Annotated in this window: 18 protein-coding genes; all 18 read left to right on the forward strand. The window is 66.9% G+C overall.

The window, feature by feature from the left end:
* Positions 1-20 precede the first annotated feature (20 nt).
* The 18 genes from GGQ67_RS06730 to GGQ67_RS06815 all read left to right on the forward strand — a co-directional run bounded on the left by GGQ67_RS06730 (position 21) and on the right by GGQ67_RS06815 (position 14,085).
* Positions 21-1,286 carry a phage major capsid protein gene (locus GGQ67_RS06730; RefSeq protein ID WP_183899429.1) on the forward strand — a complete coding sequence of 422 codons (1,266 nt, stop codon included), beginning with the start codon at positions 21-23 and terminating at the stop codon, positions 1,284-1,286.
* 267 nt (positions 1,287-1,553) lie between these two features.
* Positions 1,554-2,123 carry a head-tail connector protein gene (locus GGQ67_RS06735; protein WP_183899430.1) on the forward strand — a complete coding sequence of 190 codons (570 nt, stop codon included), beginning with the start codon at positions 1,554-1,556 and terminating at the stop codon, positions 2,121-2,123.
* Positions 2,123-2,458, forward strand: a complete 336-nt coding sequence (locus GGQ67_RS06740; RefSeq protein ID WP_183899431.1) for a phage head closure protein — start codon at positions 2,123-2,125, stop codon at positions 2,456-2,458. The genes GGQ67_RS06735 and GGQ67_RS06740 overlap by 1 nt, the downstream gene beginning before the upstream one ends.
* Complete coding sequence (locus GGQ67_RS06745) at positions 2,455-2,877, forward strand: DUF3168 domain-containing protein (RefSeq protein ID WP_183899432.1); 423 nt, start codon at positions 2,455-2,457, stop codon at positions 2,875-2,877. The genes GGQ67_RS06740 and GGQ67_RS06745 overlap by 4 nt, the downstream gene beginning before the upstream one ends.
* Before the next feature lie 84 nt (positions 2,878-2,961).
* A complete protein-coding gene (locus GGQ67_RS06750; RefSeq protein ID WP_183899433.1) occupies positions 2,962-3,237 on the forward strand; it encodes a type II toxin-antitoxin system TacA family antitoxin in 276 nt (91 codons plus the stop codon).
* A gap of 3 nt (positions 3,238-3,240) precedes the next feature.
* A complete protein-coding gene (locus GGQ67_RS06755; protein ID WP_183899434.1) occupies positions 3,241-3,747 on the forward strand; it encodes a GNAT family N-acetyltransferase in 507 nt (168 codons plus the stop codon).
* A 94-nt stretch (positions 3,748-3,841) separates the two neighbouring features.
* Positions 3,842-4,249, forward strand: a complete 408-nt coding sequence (locus tag GGQ67_RS06760; RefSeq protein ID WP_183899435.1) for a phage major tail protein, TP901-1 family — start codon at positions 3,842-3,844, stop codon at positions 4,247-4,249.
* Positions 4,249-4,671, forward strand: a complete 423-nt coding sequence (locus GGQ67_RS06765; protein WP_246400140.1) for a gene transfer agent family protein — start codon at positions 4,249-4,251, stop codon at positions 4,669-4,671. Before GGQ67_RS06760 ends, GGQ67_RS06765 begins: the two co-directional genes overlap by 1 nt.
* The gene (locus GGQ67_RS06770) at positions 4,668-4,913 is read left to right on the forward strand and encodes a rcc01693 family protein (protein ID WP_183899436.1); all 246 of its coding nucleotides are present in this window, start codon (positions 4,668-4,670) and stop codon (positions 4,911-4,913) included. Before GGQ67_RS06765 ends, GGQ67_RS06770 begins: the two co-directional genes overlap by 4 nt.
* The gene (locus GGQ67_RS06775) at positions 4,903-5,448 is read left to right on the forward strand and encodes a phage tail tape measure protein (protein ID WP_183899437.1); all 546 of its coding nucleotides are present in this window, start codon (positions 4,903-4,905) and stop codon (positions 5,446-5,448) included. The genes GGQ67_RS06770 and GGQ67_RS06775 overlap by 11 nt, the downstream gene beginning before the upstream one ends.
* A gap of 13 nt (positions 5,449-5,461) precedes the next feature.
* Positions 5,462-6,103: a DUF2460 domain-containing protein gene (locus GGQ67_RS06780; RefSeq protein WP_183899438.1), complete on the forward strand. Its 642-nt coding sequence runs from the start codon at positions 5,462-5,464 to the stop codon at positions 6,101-6,103.
* The gene (locus GGQ67_RS06785) at positions 6,100-6,990 is read left to right on the forward strand and encodes a DUF2163 domain-containing protein (protein ID WP_183899439.1); all 891 of its coding nucleotides are present in this window, start codon (positions 6,100-6,102) and stop codon (positions 6,988-6,990) included. The genes GGQ67_RS06780 and GGQ67_RS06785 overlap by 4 nt, the downstream gene beginning before the upstream one ends.
* Positions 6,987-7,436 carry an NlpC/P60 family protein gene (locus GGQ67_RS06790; RefSeq protein WP_183899440.1) on the forward strand — a complete coding sequence of 150 codons (450 nt, stop codon included), beginning with the start codon at positions 6,987-6,989 and terminating at the stop codon, positions 7,434-7,436. The genes GGQ67_RS06785 and GGQ67_RS06790 overlap by 4 nt, the downstream gene beginning before the upstream one ends.
* A gap of 6 nt (positions 7,437-7,442) precedes the next feature.
* Positions 7,443-11,288 carry a baseplate multidomain protein megatron gene (locus GGQ67_RS06795; protein WP_183899441.1) on the forward strand — a complete coding sequence of 1,282 codons (3,846 nt, stop codon included), beginning with the start codon at positions 7,443-7,445 and terminating at the stop codon, positions 11,286-11,288.
* 24 nt (positions 11,289-11,312) lie between these two features.
* Positions 11,313-11,528, forward strand: coding sequence for a hypothetical protein (locus GGQ67_RS06800; RefSeq protein ID WP_183899442.1), 216 nt, complete (start codon positions 11,313-11,315; stop codon positions 11,526-11,528).
* Between the two features lie 190 nt (positions 11,529-11,718).
* Positions 11,719-11,967: a KH domain-containing protein gene (locus tag GGQ67_RS06805; protein ID WP_183899443.1), complete on the forward strand. Its 249-nt coding sequence runs from the start codon at positions 11,719-11,721 to the stop codon at positions 11,965-11,967.
* A 53-nt stretch (positions 11,968-12,020) separates the two neighbouring features.
* Entirely contained in the window at positions 12,021-12,692 is a 672-nt protein-coding gene (locus GGQ67_RS06810) for a response regulator transcription factor (protein WP_183899444.1), read from the forward strand.
* Positions 12,682-14,085 carry a sensor histidine kinase gene (locus tag GGQ67_RS06815; protein WP_183899445.1) on the forward strand — a complete coding sequence of 468 codons (1,404 nt, stop codon included), beginning with the start codon at positions 12,682-12,684 and terminating at the stop codon, positions 14,083-14,085. The genes GGQ67_RS06810 and GGQ67_RS06815 overlap by 11 nt, the downstream gene beginning before the upstream one ends.

Genomic DNA, 14,085 nt, shown 5'->3' on the forward strand with positions numbered 1-14,085 from the left:
CCAGAAAGGATGATCCCGCAATGACCGACACGCAGATTGCCGCCTCCCACGCGAAGGCCGCACCCGAGATCAAGGCCGCGCCGGAAATGACCGCCGCCTTCGACGAGTTCATGGAAGCCTTCGAGGCCTTCAAGGAAACCAACGATGCCAGGCTCGGTGAGATCGAGCAGAAGCTGACGTCCGATGTCGTCACCCGCGACAAGATGGACCGCATCAGCCGCGCGATGGACGAGCAGAAGAAGGTCCTGGACCAGCTGGCGCTGAAAAAGGCGCGCCCGCCGCTTGGCCGCACCGCATCGGCGAGCGCCGAGATCACCGAACACAAGCAGGCCTTCGAGCAGTACATCCGCCGGGGCGACGAGGCCGGCCTGCGCGAGATCGAGGCCAAGGCCATGTCCTCGGGCTCGGGTGCCGATGGCGGCTATCTCGTGCCCGACGAGACCGACAGCGCGATCGGCCGCCGCCTTTCCGTGGTCTCGCCGATCCGCTCGATCGCCACGGTGCGTCAGGTTTCCGGCGCGGTGCTGAAGAAGCCCTTCGCGATCTCCGGCATGGCGTCCGGCTGGGTGGCCGAGACCGCCGCGCGGCCTCAGACCAATAGCGCCCAGCTTGCCGAGTTGAGCTTCCCGACCATGGAACTCTACGCCATGCCGGCAGCCACCCAGGCGCTGCTCGACGATGCCGCCGTCGATATCGAGGCCTGGATCTCGAGCGAGGTCGACACCGTCTTCGCCGAGCAGGAAGGTGCGGCCTTCGTCGCCGGCGACGGCGTCAACAAGCCTAAGGGTCTTCTTGCCTATCCTGTTGTCGCCGACAGCGCCTGGAGCTGGGGCAATCTCGGCTACATCGCCACCGGCGCCGCCGGCGGCTTCAAGGCGACCGGCGCTTCGGACACCCTGATCGACACGATCTATTCGCTGAAGGCGGGCCACCGCCAGAACGCCAACTTCGTGATGAACCGCAAGTCCCAGGCCGAGGTGCGCAAGCTGAAGGACGCCGAAGGCCGCTACCTCTGGCAGCCGCCGGCAACGGCGGGCGAAGCAGCCTCGCTCGTCGGCTTTCCCGTCGTCGAGGCCGAGGACATGCCCGACATCGCCGCCAATGCGCTGTCGATCGCCTTCGGCGATTTTCGTGCGGGCTATCTGGTGGTCGACCGCACGGGGGTGCGCGTGCTGCGCGATCCCTATTCGGCCAAGCCGTATGTGTTGTTCTACACGACGAAACGGGTCGGCGGCGGGGTGCAGAACTTCGAGGCGATCAAGCTGGTGAAGTTTGCGGTGAGTTGAGTGGATGAGGGGGTGTGGGTTGTGCCGCGCGGTCTCGAACGTGGTTTGCGTTGTGCCCGGAGCCCCCTCATCCCCGGTGCAACAAGTTGCACCTGAGCTGCCGCCACCTTCTCCCCGCGGGGGAGAAGGGAAGATGGAGCGAGCGGCCAACCCCGAGTCTCTTCTCCCCAGCGGGGAGAAGGTGCCGGCAGGCGGATGAGGGGGCCACCTGCTCCAGCCTCTCAAAGGCACCCACCCACCACACCCACACCACCAGGAACCCCACCCATGACCTACGCCCTCATCACCCCACCCGCATCCGAACCCATCACCCTCGCCGAGACCAAATCCCACCTGCGCCTCGACGATACCAACGAGGACACGCTGCTCATCTCCCTCATCCGCACCGCCCGCGAACATCTGGAGCGCACCACCGGCCTCAGCCTCATCACCCAGACCTGGCGCCTCTATCTTGATTCAGTTCCTGAAGACGGCGTGATTCAGATCGCGAGAGGTCCGGTCCAAACCATTGAAAGCCTGAGGCTTTACGATGCATCCGGCGAAGAGGTCCAACTGCCGCTGGCCGGCCACATCCTCGACGGCCGCGCCCGCCCGGCGCGTCTCGTGCTCGGCCGCGCCATAAGTGCGGGCCAGCCGATCAACGGCATCGAGATCGATTTCACCGCCGGCTTCGGCGAGAGCGGCGCCGAGGTGCCGGATACGCTGAAGCGGGCGATGCTGATGCATGTCACGCAGATGTTTTCGTTTCGCGGCACGGTCGCGGCGGAGGATCAGCCGGCCGATATTCCCTCGGGTTACGACCGCCTGATAGCGCCCTTCATGATCAGGAGGCTCTGATGCGCTCGGTCTTCTTCGACCCCGGCCAGATGACCGCGCGGCTGGCGCTGGAAGCGCCGGTCGAGACGCCGGACGGGCAGGGCGGCGCTACCGTCGCGTTTGCCGAAATCGCCTCCTTCTGGGCACGCATCGAACCTGTCGGCGAACTCCGCGAGGAGCAGGCGGGCGCCGACGTCTTCACGCTGACCCACCGCGTCTGGCTGCGCTTCCGCGACGATCTCAAGGCCGGCATGCGGCTGCGCAAGGGCGCGCGCGCCTTTTCGATCCGCGCCTGGCGCGACCCCGACGAGCGCGGCAATTATCTCGTCTGCCTGTGCGAGGAGGAAAGCCGATGAGCGCCGCGAACCAGCTGCTGACGGCGATCCAGGCACGCCTCGCCGACGATGCGGAACTATCGGCCATGATCGGCCCTGAAGGCCTGCGCGACCGGCTGGTCTCGGGCCGAAAACTCCCCGCCGTCGTCGTCGCCGACATCGCGAGCAACGACTATTCGACGGCGACCGAAACCGGCGCCGAGCACCTGCTGACGCTGGAGATCTGGACCGACGCCGGCGGCCGCGGGCAGGCATCCACCATCGCGGAACGCCTGCGCGCACTGCTGCAAGACGCGCCGCTGTCGTTGGAGACCCACCACCTCGTCGGCCTGCTGCACCAATCGACCCGCACCCGCCGCGAACCGAAGACGCGGCTGCATGTCGCCGAGATCCGGTTCCGGGCGGTGACGGAGATGGTGGTCGGGGTTTCGGGCGGCTGACAGCCCACGTCTGGACGGTTGAGCCATCTTTCTGTATAGACATTGTTCATACGAATTTATGGATGTGCATGCGGAGTGACTGACATGCCCGGCGTCAAGAAAAGCGAAACCATCAACCTGCGCATCGATACCGAGACGCGCGAGATCATCGCGCGTGCCGCCGCCGTCAGCGGCAAGTCGCTCACGGCATTCATGACCGAAGCGGCGTTCTATTCGGCGCAGAAGGAGTTGCTGGATCAGCGTTTCATCGGTGTCGATGCGGCCGTCTTCGATGCCGTCAAGGGGCTTCTCGACGAACCGGCAAAGGCGAACGACAAGCTGGTGGCGCTGTTCAAATCCAACGCCGAATGGATCGACTGACGGATGTTTCGCAAGCCCGTTCCTCTCAGCGAACACCATCTCGTCGATGATTTCGACAGCGGCAAGCCGGCGCTGGATGGCTTTTTGAAGGACATGGCGCTTTACAATCAGCAGCAGGAATATACCCGGACCGTCGTCATCGCGACCGAGGATTACCGCGTCGTCGGCTATCACTCGCTGTGCGCGGGCATGATCAGCCGCAACAGCGCGCCGAGGCAGGTCAAGGGGCATCGGGCACCGGGCGAGATACCCGTTGCGCTGCTGGCGCGGCTTGCGGTCGACCGCCGCCATCAGAATGTTGGGCTGGGCAGGGCGTTGTTGAAACACGCGCTGATGTCCGTCGTCTCCTCATCGCGCTCGGTCGCCTTCCGCGCCGTCATGGTTCATGCCTTGGACGACGAGGCGGAGGCCTTCTATCTGAAATTCGGCTTTCGCGCGGCCAAGGGCCTCGAGCGCACGCTGCTTTTGCCGACAAAGGACATCGTCGCTTCGCTGGCTCAGGCGACCTGAACGGCCGGCCCCCGGCCGATCGTTAAAAACACATCGTCGATGACATCGCGGGCGTCCCTCACGGGGCGCCCTTTTTCGTGGAAGGGATAAGGCCATGGTGGCGCAGAAGGGCAAGGACCTGCTGTTGAGGGTTTTCAACGGCACGGATTATGAAACGGTGGCGGGGCTGCGCTCGAAGCGGCTGGCCTTCAATGCCGAGACGGTGGATGTGACCGATGCCGAAAGCGCCGGGCGCTGGCGCGAGCTTCTGGGTGGGGCCGGCGTGCAGCGGGCCTCGGTGTCGGGTTCAGGCATCTTCAAGGACGCGGCCTCCGACCAGCTGGTGCGCAACGCCTTCTTCAATGCCTCGATCCTCGGCTGGCAGATCGTCGTGCCGGATTTCGGCACCGTCACCGGCCCGTTCCAGGCGAGTGCGCTTGAATATTCCGGCCAATACAATGGCGAGGTGATGTTCGAGCTGGCGCTGGAATCGGCCGGCGCGATATCGTTCGAGGCGCTGTGATGGCGGGCGGGACCGTACGCGGACAGGCTTTGTCGGGCCATGCGGGAGGGCCGGCAGCTGGCGGGCGAAGGGCCAATCGACGGCGCGGCGAGATCGAGGCCGAGATCGACGGCGAGCGGCGGGTGTTGTGCCTGACGCTGGGCGCGCTGGCCGAGCTCGAGACGGCGTTTTCGGTCGACAGCCTGAACGGGTTGGCCGAGCGTTTCGCCGGCGGTCGGCTGAAGGCGGCCGACATGATCCGCATCATCGGCGCCGGCCTGCGCGGCGGCGGCAATCTCTATTCCGACGAGGATGTGGCTGAGGCCGATGTCGAGGGCGGCATCGGCGGCTATGCCGCGATCGTCGGCGATTTGCTGACGGCGACATTCTTGGGGGATGGCGCGGACGCCTCCGCGCGCCCCCTCTGGCCGCAGCGGGCGTGAAGACGACGGACAATGCGGGTGCCACGCCATTCCCCTGGGCGCGGGTTCTGCATGTCGGTCTCTGCCTGCTGCGGCTTCCCCCGCAATCCTTCTGGGCGATGACGCCCGTGGAGTTTCACGCGGCCGCCGGCGGGCTTTCGCCGCCGCGCGCCCCCGTATCCCGCGCCGATCTCGACGGGCTGATGGCGCGCTTTCCCGACAGCCGGGCAACATCCGAAGCGAGGAACGACCATGACCGATGACCAGGCCGACCTGTCGGCCATGACCGACGAAGCCGAAACGCTGCGGCGCGCGCTCGACGATCTCGAAGGCCGCTCGCGCTCCTTCGGCTCGGCGCTGTCGGGGGCGCTGCGAAGCGCGGTTACCGGCGGCAAGGGGCTGGACGACGTGCTGCGCGGGTTGGCCAATCGCATGACGGATATCGCGCTCTCGGCAGGCCTGAAGCCGCTGGAGACGATGATCTCGGGCGCCGCATCGAGCCTTTTCGGCGGCGCGGGAAAGCTGCTGCCCTTCGCCGATGGCGGTGTCGTGTCGCAGCCCACCTATTTCCCTCTCGGCGGCGACACGGGGTTGATGGGCGAGGCGGGCAGCGAGGCGATCCTGCCCTTGAAGCGTGGTGCCGACGGTTCGCTCGGCGTCGCCGCATCGGGTGCCGCGGCCGCACCGCAGATCGTCTTCAACGTCACCGCGACGGATGCGGAAAGCTTCCGCAAGAGCGAGGCGCAGATTTCCTCGATGCTGGCGCGCACCGCGATGCGCGGCCAGCGCAACCTGTGAGGGCTAGGCCAATATGACATCCGGTTTCCACGAGGCGCGCTTTCCGCTCCGCCTGTCGCTGTCGACGAGCGGCGGGCCGGTCAGGCGCACCGATATCGTCAATCTTTCCAACGGCCGCGAAAGCCGCAACAGCCGCTGGCGCGATGCGCGCCGCAGCTATGACGCCGGCTCCGGCCTGCGCTCGGTGGCGGATCTCTACGAGGTGCTGGAATTCTTCGAGGCGCGTAGCGGCGAGCTTTATGGCTTCCGCTTCCGCGACCCGGTCGACTGGACCTCGACCCGGCCGGGTGCCGAGATCGGACCGGGCGACCAGCCGATCGGGATCGGCGACGGCGTGACCGCCGCTTTCCCGCTCGTCAAGACCTATGGCGATGCCGGGGCCAGAGCCACGCGGCGGATCGCCAAGCCCGTCGAGGGCTCGGTCGTCGTCGCGGTGGATGGCGTGCCGCGGCCGGCATCCGCCTTCGCCTGCGATGTCGCGACCGGCATCGTCACTTTCGCGGTAGATGCCGTTCCGCAACAGGGCGCGTCGGTGACGGCGGGGTTCCAGTTCGACGTGCCGGTACGCTTTGCGACCGGGCGCATCGACGTCAACCTCTCGGCCTTCAACGCCGGGCGCATTCCCAGCATTCCGCTGATGGAGATCGTGCCATGAGGCATATTCCGCAAGCGCTTCAGGCGCATCTTTCGGGCGACGCCACCACGGTATGCCGGGCCTGGCGGGTGACGCGTCGCGATGGCGTCGTGCTTGGGTTCACCGAACACGATCGCGACCTGACGTTTTCGGGCACCACCTTCCTGGCGGCGAGCGGCTTTTCCGCCAGTGCCGCGGAAGAGGAAGCGGGCCTGCCCGCCGCCACCAGCGATGTCGCCGGCGGATTCTCCAGCGCGGCGATCACCGAGGACGACCTCAAGCGCGGCCGCTACGACGGTGCTCGCGTCGAGGTCCTTCTCGTCAACTGGGCGGAACCCGACCAGCATATGCTGCTGAAGCTTCAGGAAATCGGTGACGTCACGCGCGACGCGGGCAAGTTCCAGGCGGAACTGCGCAGCTTCGCCAGCCGCCTCGACGAGCCGCAGGGGCGCGTCTACGGCAGGCGCTGCGACGCCACGCTTGGCGACGGCAGATGCGGCGTCGATCTCCTGGCGCCCGGCATGCGCGCCGAAGGCGTCGTGGTCTCGGTGCCGGATGCCAGCCGGCTCCTGCTCTCGGGTATCAGGGCCGTGCCCGACGGCTTCTTCCGGTTCGGCGTACTGAGTTTTATCGACGGCGGCAATCACGGCCAGCGGCTGGAGATCGAGACGCATGCGGTGAAGGACGATCTCCTGGAGGTGACGCTCTGGCTACCGCTCGAGGCGACGCCACGGGCGGGCGATCGCGTCGTGCTCACGGCGGGCTGCGACAAGGCCTTCTCGACCTGCCGGGCAAAGTTCGCCAACCATCTGAACTTTCGCGGCTTCCCGCACATCCCCGGCACCGATTTCGCCTACACCTACGCCGATGGCGAGAGCCTTCACGACGGGAGCGCGCTGTTCAAATGACCGATATCGCGAGCACCGGCATCGCCAACGACGTGCTGCGGCTGGCCGAAGGCTGGATCGACACGCCCTACAGGCATCAGGCCTCGCTGAAGGGCGTCGGCTGCGATTGTCTCGGGCTCATCAGGGGCATCTGGCGCGAGCTTTACGGACAGGAGCCGGAGCGCCCGCCGCCCTATGCGCCCGATTGGGCCGAGCGTGGCGGCGGGGATCGGCTGATGGAGGCGGCACTCCGGCATTTCGGCCCGCCACTGCCGCTTGTCGAGGCGAGGCCGGGTGACGTGCTTCTGTTTCGCTGGCGCCCGCAGCTGGCCGCCAAGCATGCTGGCATCCTCTGCGGCGAGCGGCGGTTCATCCATGCCTACGAGCAGGCGGCGGTGGTGACCTCGCCGCTGGTGCCGAGCTGGCGCCGGCGCATCTCGGGCGTCTTTCGTTTTCCGGAGAGGTAGAGAAAAATGGCAACGCTTCTCTTCCAGGCGGCCGGCGCGGCACTCGGCGGCGTCTTCGGCCCTGTCGGCGCCATCATCGGCCGCGCGGCGGGCGCTCTTGCCGGCAGCGTCGTCGACAAAGCGCTGATCAACGGCCGCTCCACCGTGCGCGGCGCCCGCCTGTCGAGCGCCCGCATTCCCGGCGCCGACGAGGGCACGGCGGTCAACCGCGTCTATGGCAGCGTCCGCGTCGGCGGCACGCTGATCTGGGCGACGCGTTTCGAGGAGGAGGTGACGACCGAGCGGCAGGGCGGCAAGGCCACCGGCGGCACCCGGGTCGAGAGCTTCCGCTACTTCGCCAATCTCGCGGTCGGGCTCGCCGAAGGGCCGATCGGGCACGTCAGGCGCGTCTGGGCCGATGGCAAGGAACTCGACCTGACGGGGATCGAGATGCGTGTCTACCGTGGCGACGAGGCGCAGCTGCCCGATCCGCTGGTCGAGGCCAAGCAGGGTGCGGGCAACGCGCCCGCCTATCGCGGTCTTGCCTATGTCGTCTTCGAACGGCTGCCGCTGGATGCCTACGGAAACCGCATTCCGCTGCTGCAGTTCGAGGTCGTGCGATCGGTCGGCGAACTGGAAAATGAGATCAGGGCCGTCTGCATCATCCCCGGCGCCACCGAGCACGGCTACCAGCTTGCCCAGGTCTCGGAAAGCCTCGGTGCCGGCAGTGCCCGCATTCTCAACCGCAACAGCCTGCGCGGCGCAAGCGATTGGGATATCTCGATCGACGAACTGATGGCGCTCTGCCCCAATCTCGAACGCGTGGCGCTCGTCGTCTCCTGGTTCGGGACCGATCTGCGCGCCGGCCAATGCCGTGTCGTGCCCGGCGTCGAGGTTTCGAGCCGCGCGGAGGAAAGCGCACCGTGGTCCGTCTCCGGCGTCACGCGCGCCGCCGCCCGTCTCGTCAGCCGCAGCAATGGCGGCCCGGCCTATGGCGGCACGCCCGATGATGCCAGCGTGCTCTCGGCGATCGCCGATCTCAAGGCGCGGGGCCTTCAGGTCTATCTCTATCCCTTCGTGATGATGGACATTCCCGCCGACAACGCGCTCGCCGATCCCTATGGCGGCGCGCGTCAGGCGTCCTATCCCTGGCGCGGCCGCATCACCTGCGACCCGGCGCCGGGGCGACAAGGCAGCGCCGACCGTACGGCGGTCGCGCGCGGCCAGGTGCAGGCCTTCGCCGGCAATGCGCGGGCAAGCGATTTCACGATCGCGGGCGGCGATGTGACCTATCCCGGCGGCGAGCAGAGCTACCGGCGCTTCATCCTGCACTACGCGCAGCTGGCGCGTCTCGCCGGCGGCGTCGACGGCTTCCTGATCGGCTCCGAGCTGCGCGGCCTGACGCAGCTGCGCGACGGCGCGGATGCCTTTCCCTTCGTCGAGGCGCTGGTGCGGCTGGCGGCCGATGTCAGGGCGCTGTTGCCTTCAAGCAAGATCACCTATGGCGCCGACTGGAGCGAGTATTTCGGCTATCACCCGGCGGATGGCAGCGGCGACGTCTATTTCCATCTCGACCCGCTCTGGGCCTCGCCCGCGATCGATGCCGTCGGGATCGACAACTACATGCCGCTCGCCGACTGGCGCGACGGCGATCTGGCCAGCGCCAATCCCGACGGCTTCCGCCTTGCCGACGATCGAAACGCCTTGATGGCGGCGATAAGCGCGGGCGAGGGCTTCGACTGGTATTACCAGGATGGCGATGCCCGCGAAGCCCGGCAGCGCAGCCCGATCACCGATGGTCTGGCCGGCAAGCCCTGGGTTTTCCGCTACAAGGATATCGCCGCCTGGTGGGCCAATCCGCATTACGAGCGCATCGGCGGCGCCGAGCGCGGTCAGCCGACGGCCTGGGTAGCATCGTCGAAGCCGGTCTGGTTCACCGAACTCGGCTGCGGCGCCGTCGACAAGGGCGCCAACCAGCCCAATGTCTTCGCCGACCCGAAGTCGGCCGAAAGCGGGGCGCCGTATTTTTCGACCGGCATGCGCGCGGACAGCATGCAGCGCCGGTTCATCGAGGCGCACCATCTGCGGTGGGCCGGCGAGGATGCGCCTGCCGGCATGGTCGATCCCTCGCATCTCTTCGTCTGGTGCTGGGACGCGCGGCCATTCCCGGCCTTTCCGCTGTCGACGGATATCTGGTCGGACGGAAACAACTGGCGCACCGGGCACTGGTTGAACGGCAGGCTGGGGGCCGGCACCTTGGCCGACGTCATGGCGGCGGTGCTGCGCGACCATGGCTTTTCGGACTTCGACATCTCCGAGGTGAGCGGCGACCTGATCGGCTACGTCAAGGGCGAGCTCGGTTCCGCCCGCGACCTGATCGAGCCGCTGCTGCAGGCATTCCAGATCGATGTCTTCGAGGATGCCGGCCTCCTGCGTTTCCGCTCGCGGGCCCGCGCCAGCATGCCGGCGCTGGCGATCACAACGCTTGTCGACAGGGAGGGTGAGCCGCTGTGGCAGGAGACCCGCGGCCACGACAGCGATTTCGCCGCCGAGGCGGTGATGACCTTCTACAATCCCGATCTCGATTACGAGCAGGCAAGCGCCCGCTCGCACCGCGCCGGGCAGGCGACGAGCCGGCTGATCAAGCAGGATCTGCCGGCCGTTCTCGCCGAGGAAACGGCGCTCCATGCGGCCGAGGCGCTGTTGCGCGACAATCGCATCGCCCGCCGCTCGCTGCGCTTCTCGCTGGCGCCGGGCCGGCTGGATGTGCAGCCGGGCGATGTCGTCTCGCTGACCGATGGCCCCGATGGCCGCTTCCTGGTGTCGCGCATCGAGGATGGCGATGCGCGCCGGATCGAGGCGCGGGCGTTTGCGCCGTCCGCTGGCGGCGCGCCGCCGGCCATGACCGACGGCCGCAATGGCGGCGGCACCGCGTCGAATTTGTTCAAGCCCGTCGTGCACCTCATGGATCTCCCGGGTTTCGACGGCGAGGCTGCGACGAGCTTCGCGCGTGGCGGGGTCTTCGCCAAGCCGTGGCGCACGGTCGGCCTGTCGTCGTCGGCGACGACGGAGGGATATCGGGGCAGGGCGCTCTTCGACCGTCCGGCAACCACGGGAACGCTTGTGGCTGCACTTGCGCCCGGTGTCACCGGCCGCCTCGACTGGTCGCAGGCGCTGACCGTCGATCTCGCTTACGGCGAACTGTCCTCGGCGGCCGGGATATCGGTGCTGAACGGCGCCAATCGGCTGGCCGTGCGCTCAGTGAGCGGCGTCTGGGAAATCCTGTCCTTCCTGCACGCCGACGAGATCGCGGCCGGCCGCTGGCGGCTGAGAGGATTGCTGCGCGCGCTTGCCGGCACCGAGGACGCGATGGTCTCAGGCCTTTCCGAGGGTGCCGCGGTCGTGCTGCTCGACGAGGCGGTCAAACCGCTCGGTCTGCGTGGCGACGAGGCCGGCCTGTCGCTCAACTGGATCGCCGAGGCGGCCGGTTCGCTTGCGATGGCGGGGCCGTTCACGTTCGCGGGCGGCCTCAGGGCCGAGACACCCCTCGCTCCGGTTCACCTGCGCTGCCAACGCACCGAAGCCGGCGATGCCCGGATTTCGTGGACACGGCGCGGACGCGACAATGCCGACAGCTGGACCGGCGCCGACATTCCCCTCGACGAACCCTTCGAGCGCTACCGGGTCGAGGTGCTGGACGGTGCCGACGCCGTGATCCGGGCGGCGGAGGTCGGGACGCCGGAATGGACCTATCCGCTCGCCGACGAGGTGCTCGATTTCGGCGGGCGGCGGACGAGCCTCGCGGTCGGCATTCGCCAGATCGGCGAGCGCGTGCCGCTTGGGCTGCCCGCGCGGGCGATCTTTCAGACATGACATTTCAACGGAAGGAGAAGCACGATGCCTGAATTGAAAAACTGGTACAGCTCGAAGACGATATGGGGCGCCGTCGTTGCGATGATCGCTTCGGCTTTGCACTTTACGGGTGTGGACATCGCGACCGCCGATCGTGGCGAGATCGTCGATGCGATCGTCAATATCGCGGGCGCGCTGGGTGGCTTGCTGGCGGTCTACGGGCGGGTGACCGCGACATCGGTGATCAAACCGAAAACGTGAATCGGATGGGCGCGCGGCGGCGGGCGCGCTGCCGCCGACCGTGCCTTTCCGGCCACAGCAACGGTCCCAGCTGCCTTGCCGCCCGCGCGCGGCCCCCCTGAAAAGCCCCGGATTACAGTGCATTCATTTGCCATTCAGGTCTCCTGAGTACATAGTCAGGTCAAGTTGGTATCCATTGAAAGCATAGCACATGGCCTCTCCTATGAGCGTCGCAGCCTTGGCCGTTTGGCTGACGGTACCGTCGCCCTCACCGGATAATCCGCGCAACCTTTTGGTGCGCGTAGCAGGCGATTGCAGTGAAGCCGCCCAGCAGGTCGTGGATAAGACCGGGGGGCAGCTGCTCTCCGTTCAGCCCTCCGGCGACAGTTGCATCATCACCGTGCTCGTCCAGGGCAACGGCCAGCGACCGCGTAAAGTGACCGTCAAGGTTCCGATGTAGGCAGAATCGCCCTATCTAGACATCGAAGACATTAAGCGGAGCAAAGCGGACCGATGCGCATCCTGGTAGTCGAAGACGACGTCAATCTGAACCGTCAGCTGAGCGATACGCTCAAGGAGGCCGGCTACGTCGTCGATCAGGCGTTCGACGGCGAGGAGGGACACTTCCTCGGCGATACCGAACCCTATGACGCGATCATCCTCGATATCGGCCTTCCCGAACTTGATGGCGTCAGCGTTCTGGAGAAGTGGCGCGGCGCCGGTCGCGGCATGCCGGTGCTGATCCTGACGGCCCGCGACCGCTGGAGCGACAAGGTCGCCGGCATCGACGCGGGCGCCGACGACTATGTGACGAAGCCGTTCCACGTCGAGGAGGTGCTGGCCCGCATCCGCGCGCTCATCCGTCGCGCCGCCGGCCATTCGTCCTCCGAGATCGTCTGCGGCCCCGTCCGCCTGGACACCAAGACCTCCAAGGCCGTGGTCAACGGTGTGGCGCTGAAGCTGACCTCGCACGAGTACCGGCTGCTTGCCTATCTCATGCACCACATGGGCGAGGTGGTGTCGCGCACCGAGCTGGTCGAACACATGTATGACCAGGATTTCGACCGCGACAGCAACACGATCGAAGTCTTCGTGGGTCGCCTGCGCAAGAAGATGGGCGTCGATCTGATCGAAACGGTGCGCGGTCTCGGCTACCGCATCCAAGCGCCGACCAATGCGAATTAAGTCTCTCACCGCACGCGTCCTGCTTCTGACCACGATCTGGTCGACCGTGGCGCTTGTCGTGATCGGCCTGTTGATCTCGACGCTCTATCGCAAGAGCGCCGAGCGCGGCTTTCAGGATCTCCTGCGCGCGCAGCTCTACAACGTCATAAACTCTGTGGCGATCGGCGATCAGGGCGCGCTGTCGGGGAGCCCGCAGCTCGGCGACCTGCGCTTCGCCCAGCCCAAGACCGGCTGGTACTGGATGGTCGAGCCGCTCGGGACCTACACCGCCCCGCCGCTGGTTTCGCCCTCGCTCGGCGTCACCACCATCCCCGTTCCCTCCGTACTGGAAGCGCCGTTCGACAAGAATTACGAGCGCTACTACCAGGTGACGGACACCTCCGAAAACCGTATCCAGGTGGCCGAGACGGAAGTGGTGCTCGACACCGACGGACGCGCGGCGCGCTTTCGCGTCACCGGCAATGTCGGGGTCGTCGAGGACGACGTCCGTAACTTCTCCCACAGTCTCTATCTCGCGCTCGCCGGCTTCGGCGTCGGCAGCCTGATCGTCAACGCGCTCGCCATTCTCTATGGCCTGAAGCCGCTCGACAAGGCGCGCGCCGCGCTGGAGCGCATCCGCGCCGGAGAAAGCGAGCAGCTGAAGGGCGAGTTCCCGCGCGAAATCCTGCCGCTCGCCAACGAGGTCAACGCGCTGATCGACAGCAACCGCCGCATCGTCGAGCGCGCCCGCATGCAGGTCGGCAATCTCGCGCATTCGCTGAAGACGCCGATCGCGGTTCTGCTCAACGAGGCGCGCGTGCTGGAGCGCTCGCATGGCGAGCTGGTGAAGAGCCAGGCGGAATCGATGCAGGGCCAGGTGCAATCCTATCTCAACCGCGCCCGCATCGCCGCCCAGCGCGAGTCCGTTCTCGCCCGCACCGACGCCGAGCCGGCGCTGGAACGGCTGGTGCGCGTCATGCGCCGCCTGAACGTCGACAAGGAATTCGACCTTGTTGTCAATCCGCCGCATCTGGCCGTGGCGCTGGAGCAGCAGGATCTGGAAGAGGTCGTGGGCAACCTGCTGGAGAATGCCTCGCGCTTCGCCGTGCACAAGGTCAGGCTTTCGGTCGCCGAAGCGCCCGATGACGTCAAGGGCGGGGAGGGCAGCGCCCGCCGCCATTGGGTCGAGGCGATCGTCGAGGATGATGGTCCGGGTCTGGAGCCCGACCAGATCCGCGAGGCGCTGAAACGCGGACGCCGGCTCGACGAGAGCAAGCCCGGCACCGGCCTTGGCCTGTCGATCGTCACCGAGATCGCCAACGAATATCAGGGGCGTCTGGAACTGTCGCGCGGCGAGTGGGGCGGGCTGAAAGCGCGCCTTATTCTTCCCGGCGTGACAAAGGATGTTGCGTGA

It is taken from the genome of Rhizobium metallidurans (assembly GCF_014196505.1).
GTDB classification, from domain to species: domain Bacteria; phylum Pseudomonadota; class Alphaproteobacteria; order Rhizobiales; family Rhizobiaceae; genus Rhizobium; species Rhizobium metallidurans.

Coding starts and splice junctions, on each gene's coding strand:
- GGQ67_RS06745 (WP_183899432.1), top strand. CDS start 2,455: ATGAGCGCCGCGAACCAGCTGCTGACGGCGATCCAGGCACGCCTCGCC.
- GGQ67_RS06790 (WP_183899440.1), top strand. CDS start 6,987: ATGACCGATATCGCGAGCACCGGCATCGCCAACGACGTGCTGCGGCTG.
- GGQ67_RS06730 (WP_183899429.1), top strand. CDS start 21: ATGACCGACACGCAGATTGCCGCCTCCCACGCGAAGGCCGCACCCGAG.
- GGQ67_RS06755 (WP_183899434.1), top strand. CDS start 3,241: ATGTTTCGCAAGCCCGTTCCTCTCAGCGAACACCATCTCGTCGATGAT.
- GGQ67_RS06750 (WP_183899433.1), top strand. CDS start 2,962: ATGCCCGGCGTCAAGAAAAGCGAAACCATCAACCTGCGCATCGATACC.
- GGQ67_RS06760 (WP_183899435.1), top strand. CDS start 3,842: ATGGTGGCGCAGAAGGGCAAGGACCTGCTGTTGAGGGTTTTCAACGGC.
- GGQ67_RS06765 (WP_246400140.1), top strand. CDS start 4,249: ATGGCGGGCGGGACCGTACGCGGACAGGCTTTGTCGGGCCATGCGGGA.
- GGQ67_RS06735 (WP_183899430.1), top strand. CDS start 1,554: ATGACCTACGCCCTCATCACCCCACCCGCATCCGAACCCATCACCCTC.
- GGQ67_RS06815 (WP_183899445.1), top strand. CDS start 12,682: ATGCGAATTAAGTCTCTCACCGCACGCGTCCTGCTTCTGACCACGATC.
- GGQ67_RS06740 (WP_183899431.1), top strand. CDS start 2,123: ATGCGCTCGGTCTTCTTCGACCCCGGCCAGATGACCGCGCGGCTGGCG.
- GGQ67_RS06795 (WP_183899441.1), top strand. CDS start 7,443: ATGGCAACGCTTCTCTTCCAGGCGGCCGGCGCGGCACTCGGCGGCGTC.
- GGQ67_RS06785 (WP_183899439.1), top strand. CDS start 6,100: ATGAGGCATATTCCGCAAGCGCTTCAGGCGCATCTTTCGGGCGACGCC.
- GGQ67_RS06810 (WP_183899444.1), top strand. CDS start 12,021: ATGCGCATCCTGGTAGTCGAAGACGACGTCAATCTGAACCGTCAGCTG.
- GGQ67_RS06780 (WP_183899438.1), top strand. CDS start 5,462: ATGACATCCGGTTTCCACGAGGCGCGCTTTCCGCTCCGCCTGTCGCTG.
- GGQ67_RS06775 (WP_183899437.1), top strand. CDS start 4,903: ATGACCGATGACCAGGCCGACCTGTCGGCCATGACCGACGAAGCCGAA.
- GGQ67_RS06805 (WP_183899443.1), top strand. CDS start 11,719: ATGGCCTCTCCTATGAGCGTCGCAGCCTTGGCCGTTTGGCTGACGGTA.
- GGQ67_RS06800 (WP_183899442.1), top strand. CDS start 11,313: ATGCCTGAATTGAAAAACTGGTACAGCTCGAAGACGATATGGGGCGCC.